The organism is Nitrosospira sp. Nsp13, assembly GCF_900101945.1.
Classification (GTDB): Bacteria; Pseudomonadota; Gammaproteobacteria; order Burkholderiales; family Nitrosomonadaceae; genus Nitrosospira; species Nitrosospira multiformis_D.
The window spans coordinates 265,762-282,689 of record NZ_FMVD01000002.1; the positions used below are offsets into that span (position 1 = coordinate 265,762).

The window sequence follows — 16,928 nt, forward strand, 5'->3', positions numbered from 1 at the left end:
TTTAAGCCTCCGGCGACATGCCCTGAATTTCCAGATCCCATCGCGCCTTTATGGTAAAGGTGTCATCCGGCTTTTGATTCCGGGTGCCTGGCGACTGCAATCGCATCGCCCCCGCGAATGCGATCATGGCGCCGTTATCGGTACAAAATTCGAGCTCAGGAAAAAAAACTGTGGCGCCTATTTTCTCGGCGTCACGGCAGAGGTTTCTACGTAATTGACGGTTGGCGCCTACCCCGCCTGCGACCACCAGTTGAGTCAAGCCGGTTTTTACCAGCGCCGCCAATGATTTTCCCGTCAGTACGTCTACCACAGCCTCCTGAAAAGCCAGGGCAATGCCGCCCCTGGTTTGCTCAGTCATTTCGTGTTTATTTGTCAGGGTCAGCACGGCGGTTTTCAGACCGCTGAAACTGAAATTGAGGTCGCCGCTATGGAGCATGGGGCGGGGAAGTTTGAAGCGTTTCTGTTGATTCGAGCTGGAGAATTCATCGGCGAGTTTCGATAATGCCGGTCCGCCGGGATAACCCAGCCCCAGCAGTTTCGCGGTCTTATCAAAAGCTTCTCCCGCCGCATCGTCCACGGTTTCGCCTAGTAGCGTGTATTGCCCCAGGCCGCTCACTTCCATCAACTGGGTATGGCCACCCGACACCAGCAGCGCCACAAACGGAAAATCTGGCGCGGGGGTGGATAAAAGCGGAGACAGGAGATGCCCTTCAAGGTGATGAATACCCAGCACCGGAATTTTCAGCGCGAAACCCAGGGCTGCAGCAATACTCGCCCCTACCAGCAGTGCCCCAGCCAATCCCGGTCCCCTGGTGTACGCGATTGCATCGATGTCCCGCAGATCGAGACTGGCCGCCGCCAGGACTTGTCTGATGAGTGGTAATACTCGCCGGATATGGTCGCGTGAGGCAAGCTCCGGCACCACGCCGCCATACTCGCCGTGCATTTCCGTTTGCGAATAAAGCGCGTGACTCAGCAGTCCGCGCTTCGTGTGGTAGAGCGCAATGCCGGTTTCGTCGCAGGAAGTTTCAATGCCAAGTACAAGCAATGGAGTGTGAGAAAAATTAGTCTTTTACAACAGAATTACGTACTGCTATATAATGGCGAGCTTTGTATCCGTTCCACTATTCATTACACGCCATTTATCCAATTATTTACATTTCAAGGAAGGGGACTACATCTTCATGACCACCATTAAAGTCAAGGAAAACGAGCCATTTGAAGTCGCCATGCGTCGTTTCAAGCGTACCATAGAAAAAACCGGTTTGCTCACTGAATTACGTGCCAGGGAATTCTACGAAAAGCCCACCGCTGAACGCAAGCGCAAGCTCGCCGCCGCGGTTAAACGTACCTACAAACGCCTGCGCAGTCAGTTGCTCCCCCCGAAACTTTATTAGTTAAAGTTAGTCATAAAAATTATCTATGGATCTTTCATGCCATCACGGATTGATTGCGAGAGGGATATCAGTTTCATAAGCTCATGGTTTTGCTGGCCGAATCATTAACTGGCAATACTTGATGCAATATGCGATTTAATCGACGGGTTTCTGGCAAATAGGCAAATATCTCTATTGTGAATCTGAAGCAACAAATCACTGAGGACATGAAAGCCGCAATGCGCGCAGGCGACACCAGGCGGCGCGATGCTATCCGGTTGTTGCAGGCCGCGATCAAGCAGCGCGAAGTGGACGAGCGCATTGTGCTGGATGACGCTGCGGTCGTTGCAGTGATAGAAAAGATGCTCAAACAGCGTAGCGATTCTATTACGCAATACGAGGCTGCAAATCGTCAGGATTTAGCCGATGCGGAGAAATATGAGGTTGATGTACTGCGGGGTTATATGCCTGAAGCATTAAGCGACGCTGAAGTGGAAGGCGCTGTAACCGACGCGATTTTAGCCACTGGAGCGAAAGGGCAGCAGGACATGGGGCGGGTGATGGCGGTGCTCAAGCCCAGGCTTTCCGGGCGGGCTGACATGGGTAAAGTATCCGCACTGGTCAGAACAAAGCTCCTTAGCTGATATTTCGGTGCGTTGTCGTGAGCGGTATAGTCACATCATCCTGTTTGCGGATATGCCGGTATGGGGAACGTGTTCCCTTGCATTTTCAGAAAACATCCTATAATGAAAATCGTGTGATCAGGTTTTCCTGATTCGCACGCCGTCTGGGATATTATTGGTTTATCCGCTATAAATGATCTCACAATCATTCATTCAGGATTTGCTCAACCGCGTAGATATCGTAGATGTCATTGAACGCGACGTGCCGCTCAGAAAGGCCGGCTCAAATTACACCGCCTGCTGCCCGTTCCACAGTGAAAAAACGCCTTCATTCACGGTAACGTCCACCAAGCAGTTTTATCACTGTTTTGGTTGTGGCGCGCACGGAAGCGCCATCGGCTTCGTGATGGAGTATGGTGGCATGAATTTTGTCGAAGCAATAAATGACCTCGCAGCGCGCGTCGGAATGCAAGTGCCCGCTCAGGAACCTGAATCTTTTCGCCGAGCACCCGGATCCGAATCCCCGTCAAGCGCAACGCCAGACAAAACCCACGGGACAGAAGGTTCTTTCCAGGATTTGCTTGAGGTAATGAATGTTGCCGCGCGGTTTTACCGGGAACAGCTCAAGCATTCAGAAAGCGCCGTTGCTTATCTGAAAAAGCGCGGTTTGACGGGTGAGACGGCTGCCCGTTTTGCCGTTGGCTATGCTCCGGCCGGTTGGCGAAACCTGGACGCGGCATTTCCTGATTACGTGGCGAAAGCACAGACAAATCTGCTGGTGGAGGCCGGGTTGGTCATCAAGAGTGATGATGGCAAACATTATGACCGGTTCCGTGACCGCATCATGTTTCCCATTCTTGACCTCAAGGGAAGAATCGTCGGTTTCGGCGGACGGGTGCTGGAACAGGGTGAGCCCAAATATCTCAATTCTCCCGAAACACCCCTGTTTCAGAAGGGCCGCGAGCTCTACAACCTCTTTGCTGCGCGCAGGCCGATTCGCGAGGCAGGACGAGTGGTCATGGTAGAGGGGTATATGGATGTCGTGGCGCTTTCGCAGCATGGCATCGAATATGCTGTGGCTGCCCTGGGTACCGCTACTACGTCGTTTCACATACAAAAGCTTTTGCGCCAGACTGACAATGTGGTGTTTTGTTTCGATGGAGATAATGCGGGCAGGAAAGCGGCATGGCGTGCACTGGAAGACAGTCTTGCACAGTTTCTGGATGGTAAGAACATCGGTTTCCTCTTTTTGCCTGAGGGTGAGGATCCCGACAGTTATGTCCGCAATTTCGGCAAGGAAGCTTTTGAGGGATTACTCAAACAAGCATTGCCGCTGTCCGTTTTTCTGTTCAGGGAATTGTCAGCACGTGTCGACCTGACAACCAGCGAAGGCCGCGCCAAACTGGTGCAGGATACAAAGCCCCTGCTGGCGCGGGTTACGGCTCCAGGGTTGGCACTCATGCTGTTAAAGCAATTGGCGGAGATCAGCGGCACCACCCAAAGGGAGTTGGAGGATTTATTAAAGATCAGGCGCGTTTCATCCTCTCCGTTTCGTGAAAGAGCGCCGCGGCCACAGCCTGCTTCGCCCTGCCGTTGGCTGATACAAATATTGTTATACGATCCTGGCTATGTTCGGAAGCTGGATAGAGCGCTGCTCGTGGAAAGCCGGGAATATGCTGAAGAAATAGCAGCGCTGTCAGCACTGGTTGAATTTATCGATACTCACCCCCATCTTGGAAAAGACACGGCAATACCTTCGGCGATCACATATTTTCACGATAGCCCCCATCGTGTGCTGCTGCAAAAAGCCGAAAGCGAAACACTTGCGTGGGACAACAACATCGATCTGGAGGCGGAATTTTCCGGTGCACTGGCGCGCTTGCGGGAAATGCAACGTAAACAACGCATGACAAGGTTACATAACAAGCCCTTGAGCATGCTTACCCCCGAGGAAAAGCAGGAACTCCAGCGATTGGCTGTATCGTGAAAGTGATAAGCCGAACAGCGTTAACAAAATTTTGATATAATCGAAAAATTTTTAGGTCTCAACCAGCCGTACTATTTCTGGGAATCGACATGGTAAAAGCGAAAACGCAAGCCAAGGTGACGGTAAGAACAAAATCGAAGGCGGCGGCTTCAGAAGCCGCGGCTGTGAGTCATTCCGCCGACAAAGTCAAGGTGGCGAGAAAAAGGGAAACAAGCCAGTCCGTTACGAAGCCGCTGAAGGAAACGGCAAAATCGCCGCTAAAAGCGACTGCGGAAGCGTTGGAAGAAAAAATTACGACCGTTGCGAAATTATCCGCTAAAGCACCGGGCCGCGTGACAGAGATCGAGAAGGCGGTGCTGGCGGCCACGGAGTCCAATTTGCTTACCGCGAAAATAGCTAGAGCCAAGGCGATAAAGGAAGGCAAGAATCAGGCGAAAGACGTCGAGAAAACCACGCTCGCACCGCAAGACATTGAGGCGCGGCGCATGCGCCTGAAGAACCTTATCGTGCAGGGCAAGGAGCGTGGCTATCTGACTTATGCCGAGATCAACGATCATCTTCCCGATGATATGCTGGATGCCGAGCAGATCGAAAACATCATCAGCATGATCAATGATGTGGGCATCTCTGTTTATGATGAGGCGCCCGACGCGGAAACACTGTTGATGTCCGAAACCGCGCCTACGGTAGCCGATGAGGACGTGGTGGAAGAAGCCGAGGCGGCGCTTTCCACCGTGGATTCCGAGTTTGGCCGTACCACCGATCCGGTACGCATGTATATGCGGGAAATGGGCTCGGTGGAATTGCTCACACGCGAGAGCGAAATCGAAATTGCAAAGCGTATCGAAGATGGATTGAAGCATATGATCCAGGCAATTTCCGCCTGCCCAACCACTATCGCCGGAATACTTGATCTCGCCGACAAGGTGGCGCGGGATGAGATGCGCATTGACGAATTGGTGGACGGATTGCTGGACCCGAATGATCAGGAAATGGTCAGCGAGGAAATCTCCGACGAAACGCTGGAGCAGGAATTGGGCGCGGAGAATACGGAAGATGAAGATGTCGCCGCGATAGCAAGCGCTAATTTACTCAAGCTGAAGAATGACGCGCTGGAGCGTTTTGCGGTGATTCAGCAGGCGTATGTCGAGATGCAGAAAGCGCTGGAAAAAAAGGGATCCACCAACAAGGCGTATAAGGACCTGCAGGAGAATATTTCAGCCGAATTGATGGCCATTCGCTTCTCCGCAAAAATGGTTGAGAAGCTCTGTGATACTCAGCGTGGCCTGGTAGATGAAATGCGCGGCTACGAGCGCAAGATCATGGAGCTATGCGTGACCAAGGCGGGTATGCCGCGTAATCACTTTATCAAAGGCTTTCCAGGTAACGAGAGTAATTTTGACTGGGTGGCACAGGAACTCGCGGTTGGCAAGCCGTATAGTCAGACGCTGGGACGTTACCAGCCGGCCATCCTTGAACAGCAGGAGAACTTGCTGACGCTGCAGAAACGGGTCGGTATCCCGCTTAAAGACCTCAAGGAAATCAACCGGCGCATGTCCACCGGAGAGGCCAAGGCACGCCGCGCCAAACGCGAAATGACCGAAGCCAACTTGCGGCTGGTGATTTCCATTGCCAAAAAGTATACCAACCGCGGACTGCAATTCCTTGATCTCATACAGGAAGGTAATATCGGGCTCATGAAAGCGGTGGATAAATTTGAATATCGGCGGGGTTACAAGTTTTCGACGTACGCTACCTGGTGGATTCGTCAGGCCATCACTCGCTCCATCGCTGATCAAGCGCGCACCATCCGTATTCCGGTGCACATGATCGAAACCATCAACAAGATGAATCGTATTTCGCGCCAGATTCTACAGGAAACCGGACAGGAGCCGGAGCCGGCGCTGTTGGCACAAAAAATGGAAATGCCGGAAGAGAAAATCCGCAAGATCCTCAAGATTTCCAAGGAGCCGATCTCCATGGAGACGCCTATTGGCGACGACGAGGATTCCCATCTGGGCGATTTTATCGAGGATTCAGCTACCATGGCGCCTGCGGACGCCGCGGTCTACGCCAGCCTGCGGGATGTTACCAAGGATATACTGGATTCCCTGACGCCGCGTGAAGCAAAAGTACTGCGTATGCGTTTCGGTATCGAAATGAATACCGATCACACGTTGGAGGAGGTGGGCAAACAATTCGACGTGACGCGTGAGCGCATTCGGCAGATTGAAGCCAAGGCGCTACGTAAATTGCGGCATCCTTCACGTTCTGAACGTCTACGCAGTTTTCTGGATACCGAAGGCTGATCGGCCTTCGGTTGTTCCGTTTTAGTGTTTGAATAGGGTCTGTAGCTCAGTTGGTTAGAGCAGGGGACTCATAATCCCTTGGTCACTGGTTCGAGTCCAGTCAGACCCACCATTAAAACAAGCACTTAGCGCAATCCCGGCTAGGTGCTTTTCTTTTGTGGGACACTGGTGGGACAAATAGCTATCACCCTTTCTTGCCCAAAGTCTGTTAACGGTGTGTCAACGGCGTACCGATGGATACCTTAGTCCTACCCCCTAACCGCCGACAAAGCCCCGGCCCCCTTTCCCTGTAGGAAAAGCGTTTGCCCTCTCAGCCACTAATATTTTTTACGAGACAAGCCTAATTTGTATCGAGGATGTTAAGTAACGCCAGATAAAGCGCGTACCGATGGATACCTTACATGCCGCCCCCACCTGACGACAATGCCCCCGGCCTCTTTCCCTGTAGAAAAGCCTTGTGAGCGTCTTATTCACGTTAAGATTAAAGATGCTTCCATGCGGACGATCTGGTGACGCATGGCGGAATGTATTGCTGCCCGTAACCTGAGTTTTGCCCTTATTCGGGACTGAATTGTCCCATGAGTGTCCCGCTATCTCGGATGATTTGAATAAGTAACTGTTAATAAGAGATGTAATGAGACACAACAGGGGAATATTAATCGCATGTTGCCTTTGAAACAGTAATCGTGTAAGCTATTTTCCATACCACTGGGAGTAGGCGAACATGGCGACTATAGAAAAGCGCGTAGCAGAGGATGGCAAGGTTTCTTATCGGGTTAGGGTTCGCATTAAGGGATTCCCTGCGCAGACTTCCACGTTTGAGCGTAAGACAGATGCAAACAAGTGGGCGCAGGATACAGAATCAGCAATTAGGAACAACCGCCATTTCAAGACATCAGAAGCTAAACGCCATACGTTAGGTGAACTGATAGACCGCTATGTTAGGGATGTGCTGCCTACCAAGCCTAAGAGCAAGGAAAAGCAAACCGCACAACTCGGATGGTGGAAAGCAGAGATAGGTCGTTACTCCCTGGCTGATGTAACACCCTCGCTGATTGCTCAATACCGGGACAAGCTGATTAATGGCATTACTCATCACGGCAAGCGCCGTTCCGCTGCTACGGTTAACCGGTACATGGCGGCTCTATCTGTAGCCTTCACTACAGCCGTGAAGGAGTGGGGATGGTTAGAGGATAGCCCCATGCGTAAAGTGACAAAGCCTAGAGAGTCGAGAGGGCGCGTGCGCTTTCTGTCTGATGAAGAACGCCAAGCCCTCTTAAAGGCGTGCAAGGAATCCGCTAACTCGTATCTTTACCCTGTTGTGGTGCTAGCTCTCTCTACTGGAATGAGACAGGGCGAAATCATGGGGCTTACTTGGGATGTAGTGGACTTAGTTAAAGGCCGTGCGGTACTTCACGATACAAAGAACGGCGAACGACGCCCTGTAGCGATAACAGGCCATGCTTTGGAATTGATTAAGGAACTTAGCAAGGTACGCCGGATAGACAGTAAATTACTCTTTCCTTCCAAGGATAAAGCAATACAAAAACCGATGGATTTACGCTCACCGTGGGAAAAAGCAGTTAAAAAAGCCGATTTAGAGAACTTCCACTTTCACGATTTACGCCATACAGCCGCTTCATACTTTGCTATGAACGGGGCAAGCCTTGCGGAGATTGCGGAGATATTGGGGCACAAAACATTACAGATGGTGAAGCGTTATGCTCACTTGAGTGAGGGGCACACTGCTCGCGTAGTTGAGTCGATGAATAGCAAAATATTTGGTTAGTCAATGGTGCCAGATGAAGTTCAGGAATAACAACCAATTGATAAAGAAGAAATATATATTTTTAGTGATGTGTAAAATACCCCTTGTGCGATCATAAGTGTTATAAAACAGCAGCTTAACCTGTTTTGGCGTTTCACATACAGGGCCTAAGTCGTTAATTGCACATAGTAAATCGTATAGTTGTCCAGACGCGGGAATTGCTGGGGAGTATGATACGATGTTCTAGTAACATCACATCAGTTCAAACTATACCAATGTTTCGGTGATTAACATCGACGCAGTGGTTTTTCTATTCTCTCATTATTGGAAAAATAAACATGCCACATCATAGCAGTAATATAACAGGGGCGATTGTTCCGGTCAACACTCAAGGGCGGTTTTCTCCGCCTGTAATGTTAACGGTAGAGCAATTTAGTAGCAAACATCCCTGTTTCACGAAAGGGAGCATACGCAGCTTAATTTTCTACGCCAGGAACAGGGAAAGCAGTAATGGACGAATATCTGGAAACGGCCTTGAAAACGCATTAGTGAGAGTTGGGCGGCGTGTTCTTATTAATGAAGAACTCTTCTTCTCGTGGCTGGATACTCAGTCCAATGGTTAATTCTTCCTCAGAAACAGCATGGGAGGCAGCCTGGAATGCGGCTACAACTATAGAACGGCGCACGTCCCGGCGATGGGATGCTGGAGATAGGTTCCGATCAGGATTACGCGGCGGACACTCGCAATGCTCGAGCTGTGGGGACTTCTTTAACTCATCGACAGCATTTGATCTTCACAAAACAGGAGAGTTTGGAGTTAACCGGCGCTGTATGACGATTCCAGAGATGCTCCGCAATGGATTTTCAAGAAACCTGTCGTTTTATTGGGTAAGTACACAGATGCAGGATTACATGGGCGCAGCATAATCCATTTCTTGCACTCACCATCAGCGGCAGAGCCACGAACGGAGGAAGGGTAAGGGGGTAGGTAGGGTAAGAAGAAATAATCGCTCTATGGCGATGTTTTGGACAGCCGTTACACATAACCTTATTCCTTTCATGATAGCACATTAAAACGTCATGCGCTATTTATGAGGCAAACAATAAGGAAAAATATGGAAAGCATTAATAAGGGAGAAGCATGGGAAGAACGATTACAGGAGCTATGTGTTCAATATTCTCACATGGGGGCAGGGGAGGATCTTGCCACAATGTCCGAAACGGATGCGTGGGGTTTATATTGCTATCTCTTAAGACTTGATGGTTAAGCAATGGGACGTGATAGATACAAAGAGGCACGAGAAAAGCGCGACGGAGGGTGTTATGTAGCATTTCCCCATGATGTGCTTAACAGCGCCGCCTTTATCGGTTTAAGCGCCCATAGCAGGATGTTACTGTTGGACTTAGCCGCACAGTATAAGGGAAGCAATAACGGGGACTTATGCGCGGCATGGTCAATAATGAGAATCCGGGGGTGGAAGTCTGAAGAAACGTTACACAATGCAAAGCATCAATTAATAGAGCGTGGCTTGATAGCCGAAACAAGGAAGGGAGCTAGACCAAACAAAGCCGCGTTGTATGGATTGACTTGGTTCGCGTTAGATGACTGTAAAGGTAAATTGGATATCACACCCGCACAGTTCAGAAGGGGTGCATATAAACTGCTAGAGCCACTACCAAAAATCACTCCAAAAAACGCATCGCTTACTACGGTAGGCGTAGTAACAGCGTTAGGATAGCTACGGTAGGCGTAGTAAGGAATCTCAAAAAGCGTCTTTGCTACTACGGTAGGCGTAGCTATCAGGGGCTTTTTGACACCCTCTCTACTACGGTAGCCGTAGTGCTTCTTAGAGATACCAATCTATGTGTGCTTACAGTGCCATTCTTGCCCGTCTAAAACAATTAAAGAGGATAGAGGATAAACCAGCAAAAAATATTTGATTCACGCTTTTGCATTCACATATAACTTATGTAAGATAGCACTTGTAGCACATATTTTTTATCACGTAAATAATCTAATCGATGGGGGATGTATGGCCCGGATGTCAGCAAACTTAATATTGAAAGAACACAGAAAGACAAGGGCTACCAAAAACTGCTCTACAGCTAGCCGCCCTGAAGGAGCGTGTAGTATTCCTGACAGCAGAAGCCAATAAGAACTCGAGCAAGAAGTAACAGCTTAAAGCCGGAGCGGGGGATTATTGAGCGTTAAGGAAGGGAACCCACCCCCAAAAGAGATAAAGGCCGCACGTGAAGCGGTGGAGCTAACACAGGCCGCTGCCGCTTCCCTTGTCCACTGCACGCTTAACACCTGGCAGAAGTGGGAATATGGGGAAAGTAAAATGCATCCCGCTTTTTGGGAACTGTTCCAGATTAAATCACGACTGCTTAAACGGTAGCGCGTAAATTGAATCTATTGGCGCTTATCACAGGCAATTTCCCAAAGATTCTGTCCCATGGACTCAGGCATTATTGGTTTCCACTTGCTGGGTTCTTCATGTGAATAAAGCACACGACCCTGCCCTTTGGGTTCGCTGAAATGTGAGAAGGTGAGAATCCTGCTCTGCTCTTCTTCGCAATCGTACTCGATCTGTGCTTTCGAGGACCAATAATAACCGCTTGCGCCGTGGCTTTCCATTCCCCTTTTGTAGTCAGTTAAGTCCCACATTTTGACTTTAGCGCCCACTGCGCGAATGGTTGTCGGATATACATATAAAGTTAAATCTTTGCTCTCAGTTACTTGCATTAATTCAGCAAACACATCAATGCTAGTAATAGTCAGCATTAAGACTATTAGTATTTTTTTCATCTTTTGCCGATCCGGAGGGAAAGCGACACATTAACATGCGAACCTGAAGCACCTAATTCAGCCCATACGGGCTACGGTATTTGTCGGGTGCGCGTACGAGAGGTAACTGACGCGCTATTATATAGATTTCATTCATATATTCGGAGGCGGCGAACATAACCATTTATAGAGATGCGGTTTCTCGTAGCACTATCCAGTGGCGGGCGCATTATCTTTTCACGGCAAGGGGTTAGCCTACCCTGGAACAAATGAAAGGCTGGCACGTGCGCTAGGACTGACTTCCACGGAAATCAATAGTAGGTTTTAAGGGAATTCCCTGATACGCACTCTTGCAGATTAAAATCAAACTAGCACAGTATCTGTCGCGTGCGCATGTGCGCGAGGCGCAATTTACCGTCACGGTTCTTTAACACATACCGCCTTGAGTCACGTATGCACGCGTATGACGGCACCGTGCGTAGCGTATGTGTAAGGTAACAATCTAGCGTCTTGTGTACGCGCGAGGTTCAGTTGCTTTCGTACTATGCGATAAATGGCGTGTTAAACCTTGGCTATGACATCAACCAATTCACGCACGATCGCTTGAATAACTTTAGACATTCGTTTTCCTTCATCACGAAGGATGTCGGCAGTTTCCTCACAAACATCCTGAAGAACTGACCCAATGTCCCAAATTTCGCCGGTTTGGCAGGACTGCATTGCGAAGCCTCGCTCGCGTGCAGAGCTTAGGAGGGTTAAATCAAAATGCTTGTCCCCTTTCCAAAATACAGTCCCGTGCACTAGATTGTTGCGTATTCGGATAGTATCCTCAAATGCGTATTGAAACGCTTTGCGCGCTCTTGGAACCTCATCGGGCTGAATATAGCGGCGGCTTGCTGCTGCTTTTATGACTCGATTGAACGACTCTCTGAATCGATAGAATTCGTGGAAATAGGTGCGGACAAGAAGGTAGTACCTCTTTTCTGGCGATCCTTTAAGGAGAACATAATTGTTAGAAAGCTCACGCATATCTATCAGTACGATATTTAGATTCTCAATAATTTCATTGATCTCCGTTATCCAGTGGGCAAAGAACAATGCAACGTCGAGTTCTTTGTCTACCTTTCCTACATTGATTAATCCGCTCTCAATTGGTAGACCATCGCGTTTCATCGCCGCAAGCATCAAGGGAATTGACCGCTTGAGGTCTGCAAGATGCTCCTCGGGATAGACCACTTCTTCGACCTCCTTCAGAAAACGTAGGGGCATAGCTTCAAGGCGTGGCTTGTAATTACGGAATAGCAATATAACATTTGAAACGCTAACCGCTCAATCCGAAACTGGTATTTCCGCCGTTCTCCTCGTGGGACATTGGTGGGACACTCAGTAGTAAAACACGGCAATAAAGCACGATCAACCGGAATTAAGGAACATGTAACAACTCATTGATTCAATTGCTTTGATGTGTTGCTGTTTGTTACGACATATTGATTGGATAGGACTCATAATCCCTTGGTCGTTGGTTCGAGTCCAACCAGACCCACCAGTAAATATGCGGCCATCAGCGATGAAGGCCGTTTTTATTTTCCTCTGAGGCACACTTTTGGCACACTTCAGTTGAAATGAAACCGTTCTTGCTCACCTATACACTGATATACGGAACATACCAACGCCGGTTTTACACAAAAATGCAATCCATACATAGCGGGGTTGATTCCGATTATCAATCTGCGGCACCCGTGTCCCCAGCAATGCACACCCCCGCGTCGGACACCAAGAGCACATGGTTTTATTATTACTGGCAATATTGCCAGTTTTGGCTTTTCCCGCTTCTCAATGAAAGATGTTTTTTGATTTTTTTAAAGATTCGCTAGGAGACGTAAGGTGGGCAACTTCAGTAACTACCCAAATGGCTTTAATCGCGGCGTATCCATTCGCGGCATTCCGATTCTTAACACCTACTCAGGGAACACCTATTGGGTAGATTCTCGCGGCGCATCCAACGGTGAGGGCACATTCCAGCGTCCGTTTGTAATACTGCAACTTGCTTTGAACGCATGTACCGCAAGCAAGGGAGATATGATTATCATCAAGGCAGGTCATGCTGAAACGATATCAAGCGCCACCATGCAAGAATAATGCATATAAGCAGGTCACTTAAACCAAGTATATAAAATTTAGGTTATCCGGTATATAAAGTTTAAGTCATGCGAAATACCAAAATATAAACAGTCCCGCTATGAATATCAAACGTCACGGCACTACGATACGTTTTAGCAGCGATTAAATAAGATGGCAGCGCATGAGATTAAAAAACTAGTTATCACATATAAACAATTGCATATGGTTTGATCCGGAGCGGCTGCGGCGAATCCTCTCGAAGATGCTTGACGAGAACGAGTTCCTGAGCCCCTACGGCATCCGCTCGCTCTCCAAGTTTCACGAGCAAAATCCTTACATCTTAAACGTGGGCGGCCAGGAGTACCGGGTGGACTACCTGCCGGCCGAGTCGAACACCGGCATGTTCGGCGGCAACTCCAACTGGCGCGGACCGATCTGGATGCCGGTGAATATCATGATCATTCGGGCGCTCCTGAATTTCTATCTCTATTACGGCGACAATTTTAAAATTGAATGCCCCACTGGGTCCGGCAAGATGATGAACCTCTTCGAGGTCTCCAAGGACATCGCGGACCGGCTGAGCCGGATCTTTCTTCGCAATGAAAAGGGTCAGCGTCCTGTCTATGGCGGCACGGAGAAGTTCCAATCCGATCCCCACTGGCGCGACCATCTCCTCTTCTATGAATACTTTCATGGCGACAACGGAGCGGGCCTGGGTGCGAGCCATCAGACCGGCTGGACCGGGGGCGTGGCGAAACTCATCCAGCTCTATGGGCTCCTGGACGCCAAGCAGGTCCTGGAAGGGGGCAAGCGGGCCGCATTCAAGAAAGGAAACGCATGAGCCCCTTGCCAAAATATCCCATCATCTATGAGATCAACACCTGGGTCTGGCTGGGTGAGCTGAGTCGGACATACCGGAGGCCCGTGACCCTGGACACGGTGCCGGATCAGGAATGGGACACCCTTGCCGCTTACGGCTTTGACGCGGTCTGGTTCATGGGCGTTTGGGAGCGGAGCCCTGCCGGCATCGCCATCTCGATGCGAAACGAAGGGCTTCTTGAGGATTTTCGCCGGGCGCTTCCCGACTTTTTGCCGGAGGACAATGTCGGCTCGCCCTATTGCGTACGTCGCTATGTTGTGGACCAGCATCTGGGAGGGCCGGCAGGGCTTGCCGCAGCGAGAAAAAAGCTGGCAGACCGGGGGCTGCGGCTGCTCCTGGATTTCGTCCCGAATCACGTGGCGCCGGATCATCCCTGGGTCACGGAGCATCCGGACTATTTCATCCAGGGCAGCACCAGCGATATGACACAGAAACCGGATGAGTTTTTCCAGGCCGGCGACAAGGTGCTGGCCCTGGGAAGAGATCCGTTCTTTGCGCCCTGGCCTGATGTGGTGCAGCTCAATGGGTTTCATCCGGGATTGCGCAAGGCGATTATCGAAACTTTAGAGTCCATTGCCGGGCAATGCGACGGCATGCGCTGCGATATGGCGATGCTGCTCATGACACCCATCTTCGAGCACACATGGGGGCAGCGCGCCGGGCCGTGTCCCGACAAAGAATACTGGCCGGAGGTAATCCAGGAGGTGCGGAAGCGTTACCCCGATGTCTTTTTCATAGCTGAGGCTTACTGGGATAAGGAATGGGAGCTTCAACAACAGGGATTCGATTACTGCTATGACAAAAGGCTGTACGATCGTCTTGAGCATGATCAGGCCGAGAGCATACGCCTGCATCTGTGTGCCGATCTGCCGTACCAGGAGAAGCTCGTTCGCTTCATTGAGAACCACGATGAACCGCGTGCGGCCGCGACGTTTGCGGACCAGAAGGCGCGGGCTGCCGCAGTGACGTTCGCGACCCTGCCTGGCGCCAGACTATTTCACGAAGGGCAATTCGAGGGACGCCGCGTGAGACTCCCTGTATTCCTGCGCCGCCGTCCCGATGAAACCCCCGACCGGAATCTTCAGGAATTCTACAAATTGCTCCTTCAAGCCCTTCGCAGCAAAGATTTCGGGGACGGGGAATGGAAACTATGCGAACGGACCGGCTGGCCGGACAACGACAGCTACTTGAATGTGGTTGCCTGGTGCTGGCAACAAGGAGCCGACCACCACCTGATCGTCGTCAATCTTTCTGGGGTCCGTTCCCAGACGCAGGTCAAATTACCATGGGCCGATCTTGCCGGCCATTCCTGGCGGTTGACCGATCCGCTGCAAATGACGGTCTATGATCGAGCAGGCGACGAACTACAGGAGGCGGCTTTGTACGTGGACCTGGAACCGTGGGGCTATCACGTCCTCCACTGCAAGCACAGCTGATCGAACCGAATCCAGGCGGCGGGTAACGATAGGGTTTCGATGGAATTGCATGAAATCATCGGTTTTGTAGCGGGCTTCGGCACCACCTTTGCCGCCGCCCCGGATTTGCTCGCAATGCTCAAGCGAAGGAGCTCCCGAGGTATGAATCCAACCATGGCAGGCATCATGGGCACGTTTCAAATCGTGTGGGTATATTACGGTGTCTTGATTGACTCGATACCCGTGATAGTCTGGAATACTATCGCAGTGGTGATCAATTTCCTAGTGGTGGGCGCATTTTTTTACTTTGTCCACAACGAGAAAATATCCAGGCGCGAAGCAGAAAGGTAGAAGGTAGCAGGTGAAGAGACTAATCCCACGCCGGAGTCACAGGCATCATGAGTTCAGTAACCTCGCGGCTACAGATTTCACCGATAGGCCATAACGCCCCCTTTCCTGTTTACACACTCCAGCTATCGATAAAATACGCTATTAAGGGTAAATACGCGGTGGAACTTTTCATGAACACAATAGTGCACCGCCTCTTATTTTGCTACAGAACCGTCATTTTTGCTTCAAACTGGAATTCCGTGCCATGCGAATCTCTTCCGCCAATTGCCACACGGCCATGGCGTAATGCACGCTGCGGTTGTAGCGCGTGATAACGAAAAAATTATTAAAACCCAGCCAATACTCGTTGCCACTTTTATTCACCAACTCAAGCAGTGTGGCCGGATGATCACGGGGAATGTCAGCCCGCGTCATGACGCCCAGTTTTCGTATTTCTTCCACTGTATATGATGGCTTGCTCCCAGCGAATAAAACGCTGCGATAACTCTCGCCATTCACCATAGCGGGGACCACTACCGTTCCCCCTGTCTCCCAGCCGAAGCTCTTCAGATAATTCGCGACACTGCCTATGGCATCCGCCGTGCTGCCAGATAAATCGACCTTGCCGTCACCATCAAAATCCATCGCATTACGCCGGTAGCTGCTGGGCATGAATTGCGGAATACCAATGGCTCCGGCATAAGAGCCCTTGATATTAAGGATGTCAGCACCCTGCTCTCGCCCCAGCAATAGATATTGCTCCAACTCGTCCCGAAAGAATGCGGCGCGCCTCGGATAGTCAAAGGCGAGCGTGGTCAATGCATCCAGCACGCGGTGTTTACCGATCTGCCCGCCGTAAGTGGTTTCCACGCCAATTATCGCGGTGATGATTTCCTCGGGGACACCAAATTCTGCGCGCGCCCGCTCCAACGTCGCGGCATGATTATTCCAGAAATCGACACCGCCCGTTATGCGCCGCGGGTTGATAAAAACAGGACGGAACTCATGCCATGGCCGGGAGGTCGCCGGCCGGGAAATTGCATCGATGATGGTGGGCTGAAACTTTACGGCGCCAAATATATTCTCCAGTTCGGCCTGTCCAAATCCATGCCGCGCCACCATCTCACCGATAAAGGTTTCGATCTCCGGACGCAATGGCTCGGCCATGGCTGGTGTACTCCCGGCGATTGCAAGAAACCCGAATGCATATAATAGCAGCCGCATGATTACCCCTACCGAAAACACCAAATAATCGCTTATTGATACAGGCGATCAATAACCCGGCGCTTCATTGATTCCTTCCGTTGAGCTGCCCAAAAACTAACCCCGAA

14 protein-coding genes and 1 tRNA gene are annotated in these 16,928 nt (G+C 50.4%); 11 read left to right on the top strand and 4 right to left on the bottom strand.

Annotation, left to right across the window (positions count from 1 at the left end; translation table 11 throughout):
• Nucleotide 1 precedes the first annotated feature (1 nt).
• Nucleotides 2-1,048 carry a tRNA (adenosine(37)-N6)-threonylcarbamoyltransferase complex transferase subunit TsaD gene (gene tsaD, locus BLO43_RS04770; RefSeq protein ID WP_090906061.1) on the bottom strand — a complete coding sequence of 349 codons (1,047 nt, stop codon included), beginning with the start codon at nt 1,046-1,048 and terminating at the stop codon, nt 2-4.
• Between the two features lie 136 nt (nt 1,049-1,184).
• Here tsaD and rpsU point away from each other — a divergent pair, with 136 nt between their 5' ends.
• The 7 genes from rpsU (at nt 1,185) to BLO43_RS17235 (ending at nt 10,462) form a co-directional block, all read left to right on the top strand.
• The gene (rpsU, locus tag BLO43_RS04775; protein WP_004179462.1) at nt 1,185-1,397 is read left to right on the top strand and encodes a 30S ribosomal protein S21; all 213 of its coding nucleotides are present in this window, start codon (nt 1,185-1,187) and stop codon (nt 1,395-1,397) included.
• 176 nt (nt 1,398-1,573) lie between these two features.
• Nucleotides 1,574-2,020: a GatB/YqeY domain-containing protein gene (locus BLO43_RS04780; RefSeq protein WP_090906062.1), complete on the top strand. Its 447-nt coding sequence runs from the start codon at nt 1,574-1,576 to the stop codon at nt 2,018-2,020.
• Nucleotides 2,021-2,192: 172 nt separating this feature from the next.
• Nucleotides 2,193-3,986: a DNA primase gene (gene dnaG, locus BLO43_RS04785; RefSeq protein ID WP_090906063.1), complete on the top strand. Its 1,794-nt coding sequence runs from the start codon at nt 2,193-2,195 to the stop codon at nt 3,984-3,986.
• Nucleotides 3,987-4,075: 89 nt separating this feature from the next.
• Entirely contained in the window at nt 4,076-6,295 is a 2,220-nt protein-coding gene (gene rpoD, locus BLO43_RS04790; RefSeq protein WP_090906064.1) for an RNA polymerase sigma factor RpoD, read from the top strand.
• A gap of 35 nt (nt 6,296-6,330) precedes the next feature.
• A tRNA-Ile gene (locus tag BLO43_RS04795) sits at nt 6,331-6,407 on the top strand.
• 612 nt (nt 6,408-7,019) lie between these two features.
• Entirely contained in the window at nt 7,020-8,084 is a 1,065-nt protein-coding gene (locus BLO43_RS04800; RefSeq protein WP_090906065.1) for a tyrosine-type recombinase/integrase, read from the top strand.
• A gap of 2,180 nt (nt 8,085-10,264) precedes the next feature.
• Nucleotides 10,265-10,462, top strand: coding sequence for a helix-turn-helix domain-containing protein (locus tag BLO43_RS17235; protein WP_090906067.1), 198 nt, complete (start codon nt 10,265-10,267; stop codon nt 10,460-10,462).
• 14 nt (nt 10,463-10,476) lie between these two features.
• On the opposite strand, the gene BLO43_RS04820 is transcribed toward BLO43_RS17235, so the two are convergent.
• Both BLO43_RS04820 and BLO43_RS04825 read right to left on the bottom strand, forming a co-directional pair.
• Nucleotides 10,477-10,872 (bottom strand): surface-adhesin E family protein, encoded by a 396-nt coding sequence (locus tag BLO43_RS04820; protein ID WP_090906068.1) that lies wholly within the window; start codon nt 10,870-10,872, stop codon nt 10,477-10,479.
• A gap of 540 nt (nt 10,873-11,412) precedes the next feature.
• Entirely contained in the window at nt 11,413-12,087 is a 675-nt protein-coding gene (locus tag BLO43_RS04825) for a hypothetical protein (protein ID WP_139149239.1), read from the bottom strand.
• 648 nt (nt 12,088-12,735) lie between these two features.
• Between BLO43_RS04825 and BLO43_RS04830 the strand changes: the two genes are divergently transcribed.
• The 4 genes from BLO43_RS04830 (at nt 12,736) to BLO43_RS04845 (ending at nt 15,618) form a co-directional block, all read left to right on the top strand.
• Nucleotides 12,736-12,990, top strand: coding sequence for a hypothetical protein (locus BLO43_RS04830; RefSeq protein ID WP_090906070.1), 255 nt, complete (start codon nt 12,736-12,738; stop codon nt 12,988-12,990).
• 244 nt (nt 12,991-13,234) lie between these two features.
• Nucleotides 13,235-13,813: an MGH1-like glycoside hydrolase domain-containing protein gene (locus BLO43_RS04835; RefSeq protein WP_254773333.1), complete on the top strand. Its 579-nt coding sequence runs from the start codon at nt 13,235-13,237 to the stop codon at nt 13,811-13,813.
• Nucleotides 13,810-15,288 (top strand): alpha-amylase family glycosyl hydrolase, encoded by a 1,479-nt coding sequence (locus tag BLO43_RS04840; RefSeq protein ID WP_090906071.1) that lies wholly within the window; start codon nt 13,810-13,812, stop codon nt 15,286-15,288. Before BLO43_RS04835 ends, BLO43_RS04840 begins: the two co-directional genes overlap by 4 nt.
• Before the next feature lie 39 nt (nt 15,289-15,327).
• On the top strand, nt 15,328-15,618 hold the full coding sequence (locus BLO43_RS04845; protein ID WP_090906072.1) for a SemiSWEET family sugar transporter: 291 nt from the start codon (nt 15,328-15,330) through the stop codon (nt 15,616-15,618).
• Between the two features lie 213 nt (nt 15,619-15,831).
• On the opposite strand, the gene mltB is transcribed toward BLO43_RS04845, so the two are convergent.
• Nucleotides 15,832-16,821: a lytic murein transglycosylase B gene (gene mltB / locus BLO43_RS04850; protein WP_090906073.1), complete on the bottom strand. Its 990-nt coding sequence runs from the start codon at nt 16,819-16,821 to the stop codon at nt 15,832-15,834.
• Nucleotides 16,822-16,928 lie beyond the last annotated feature (107 nt).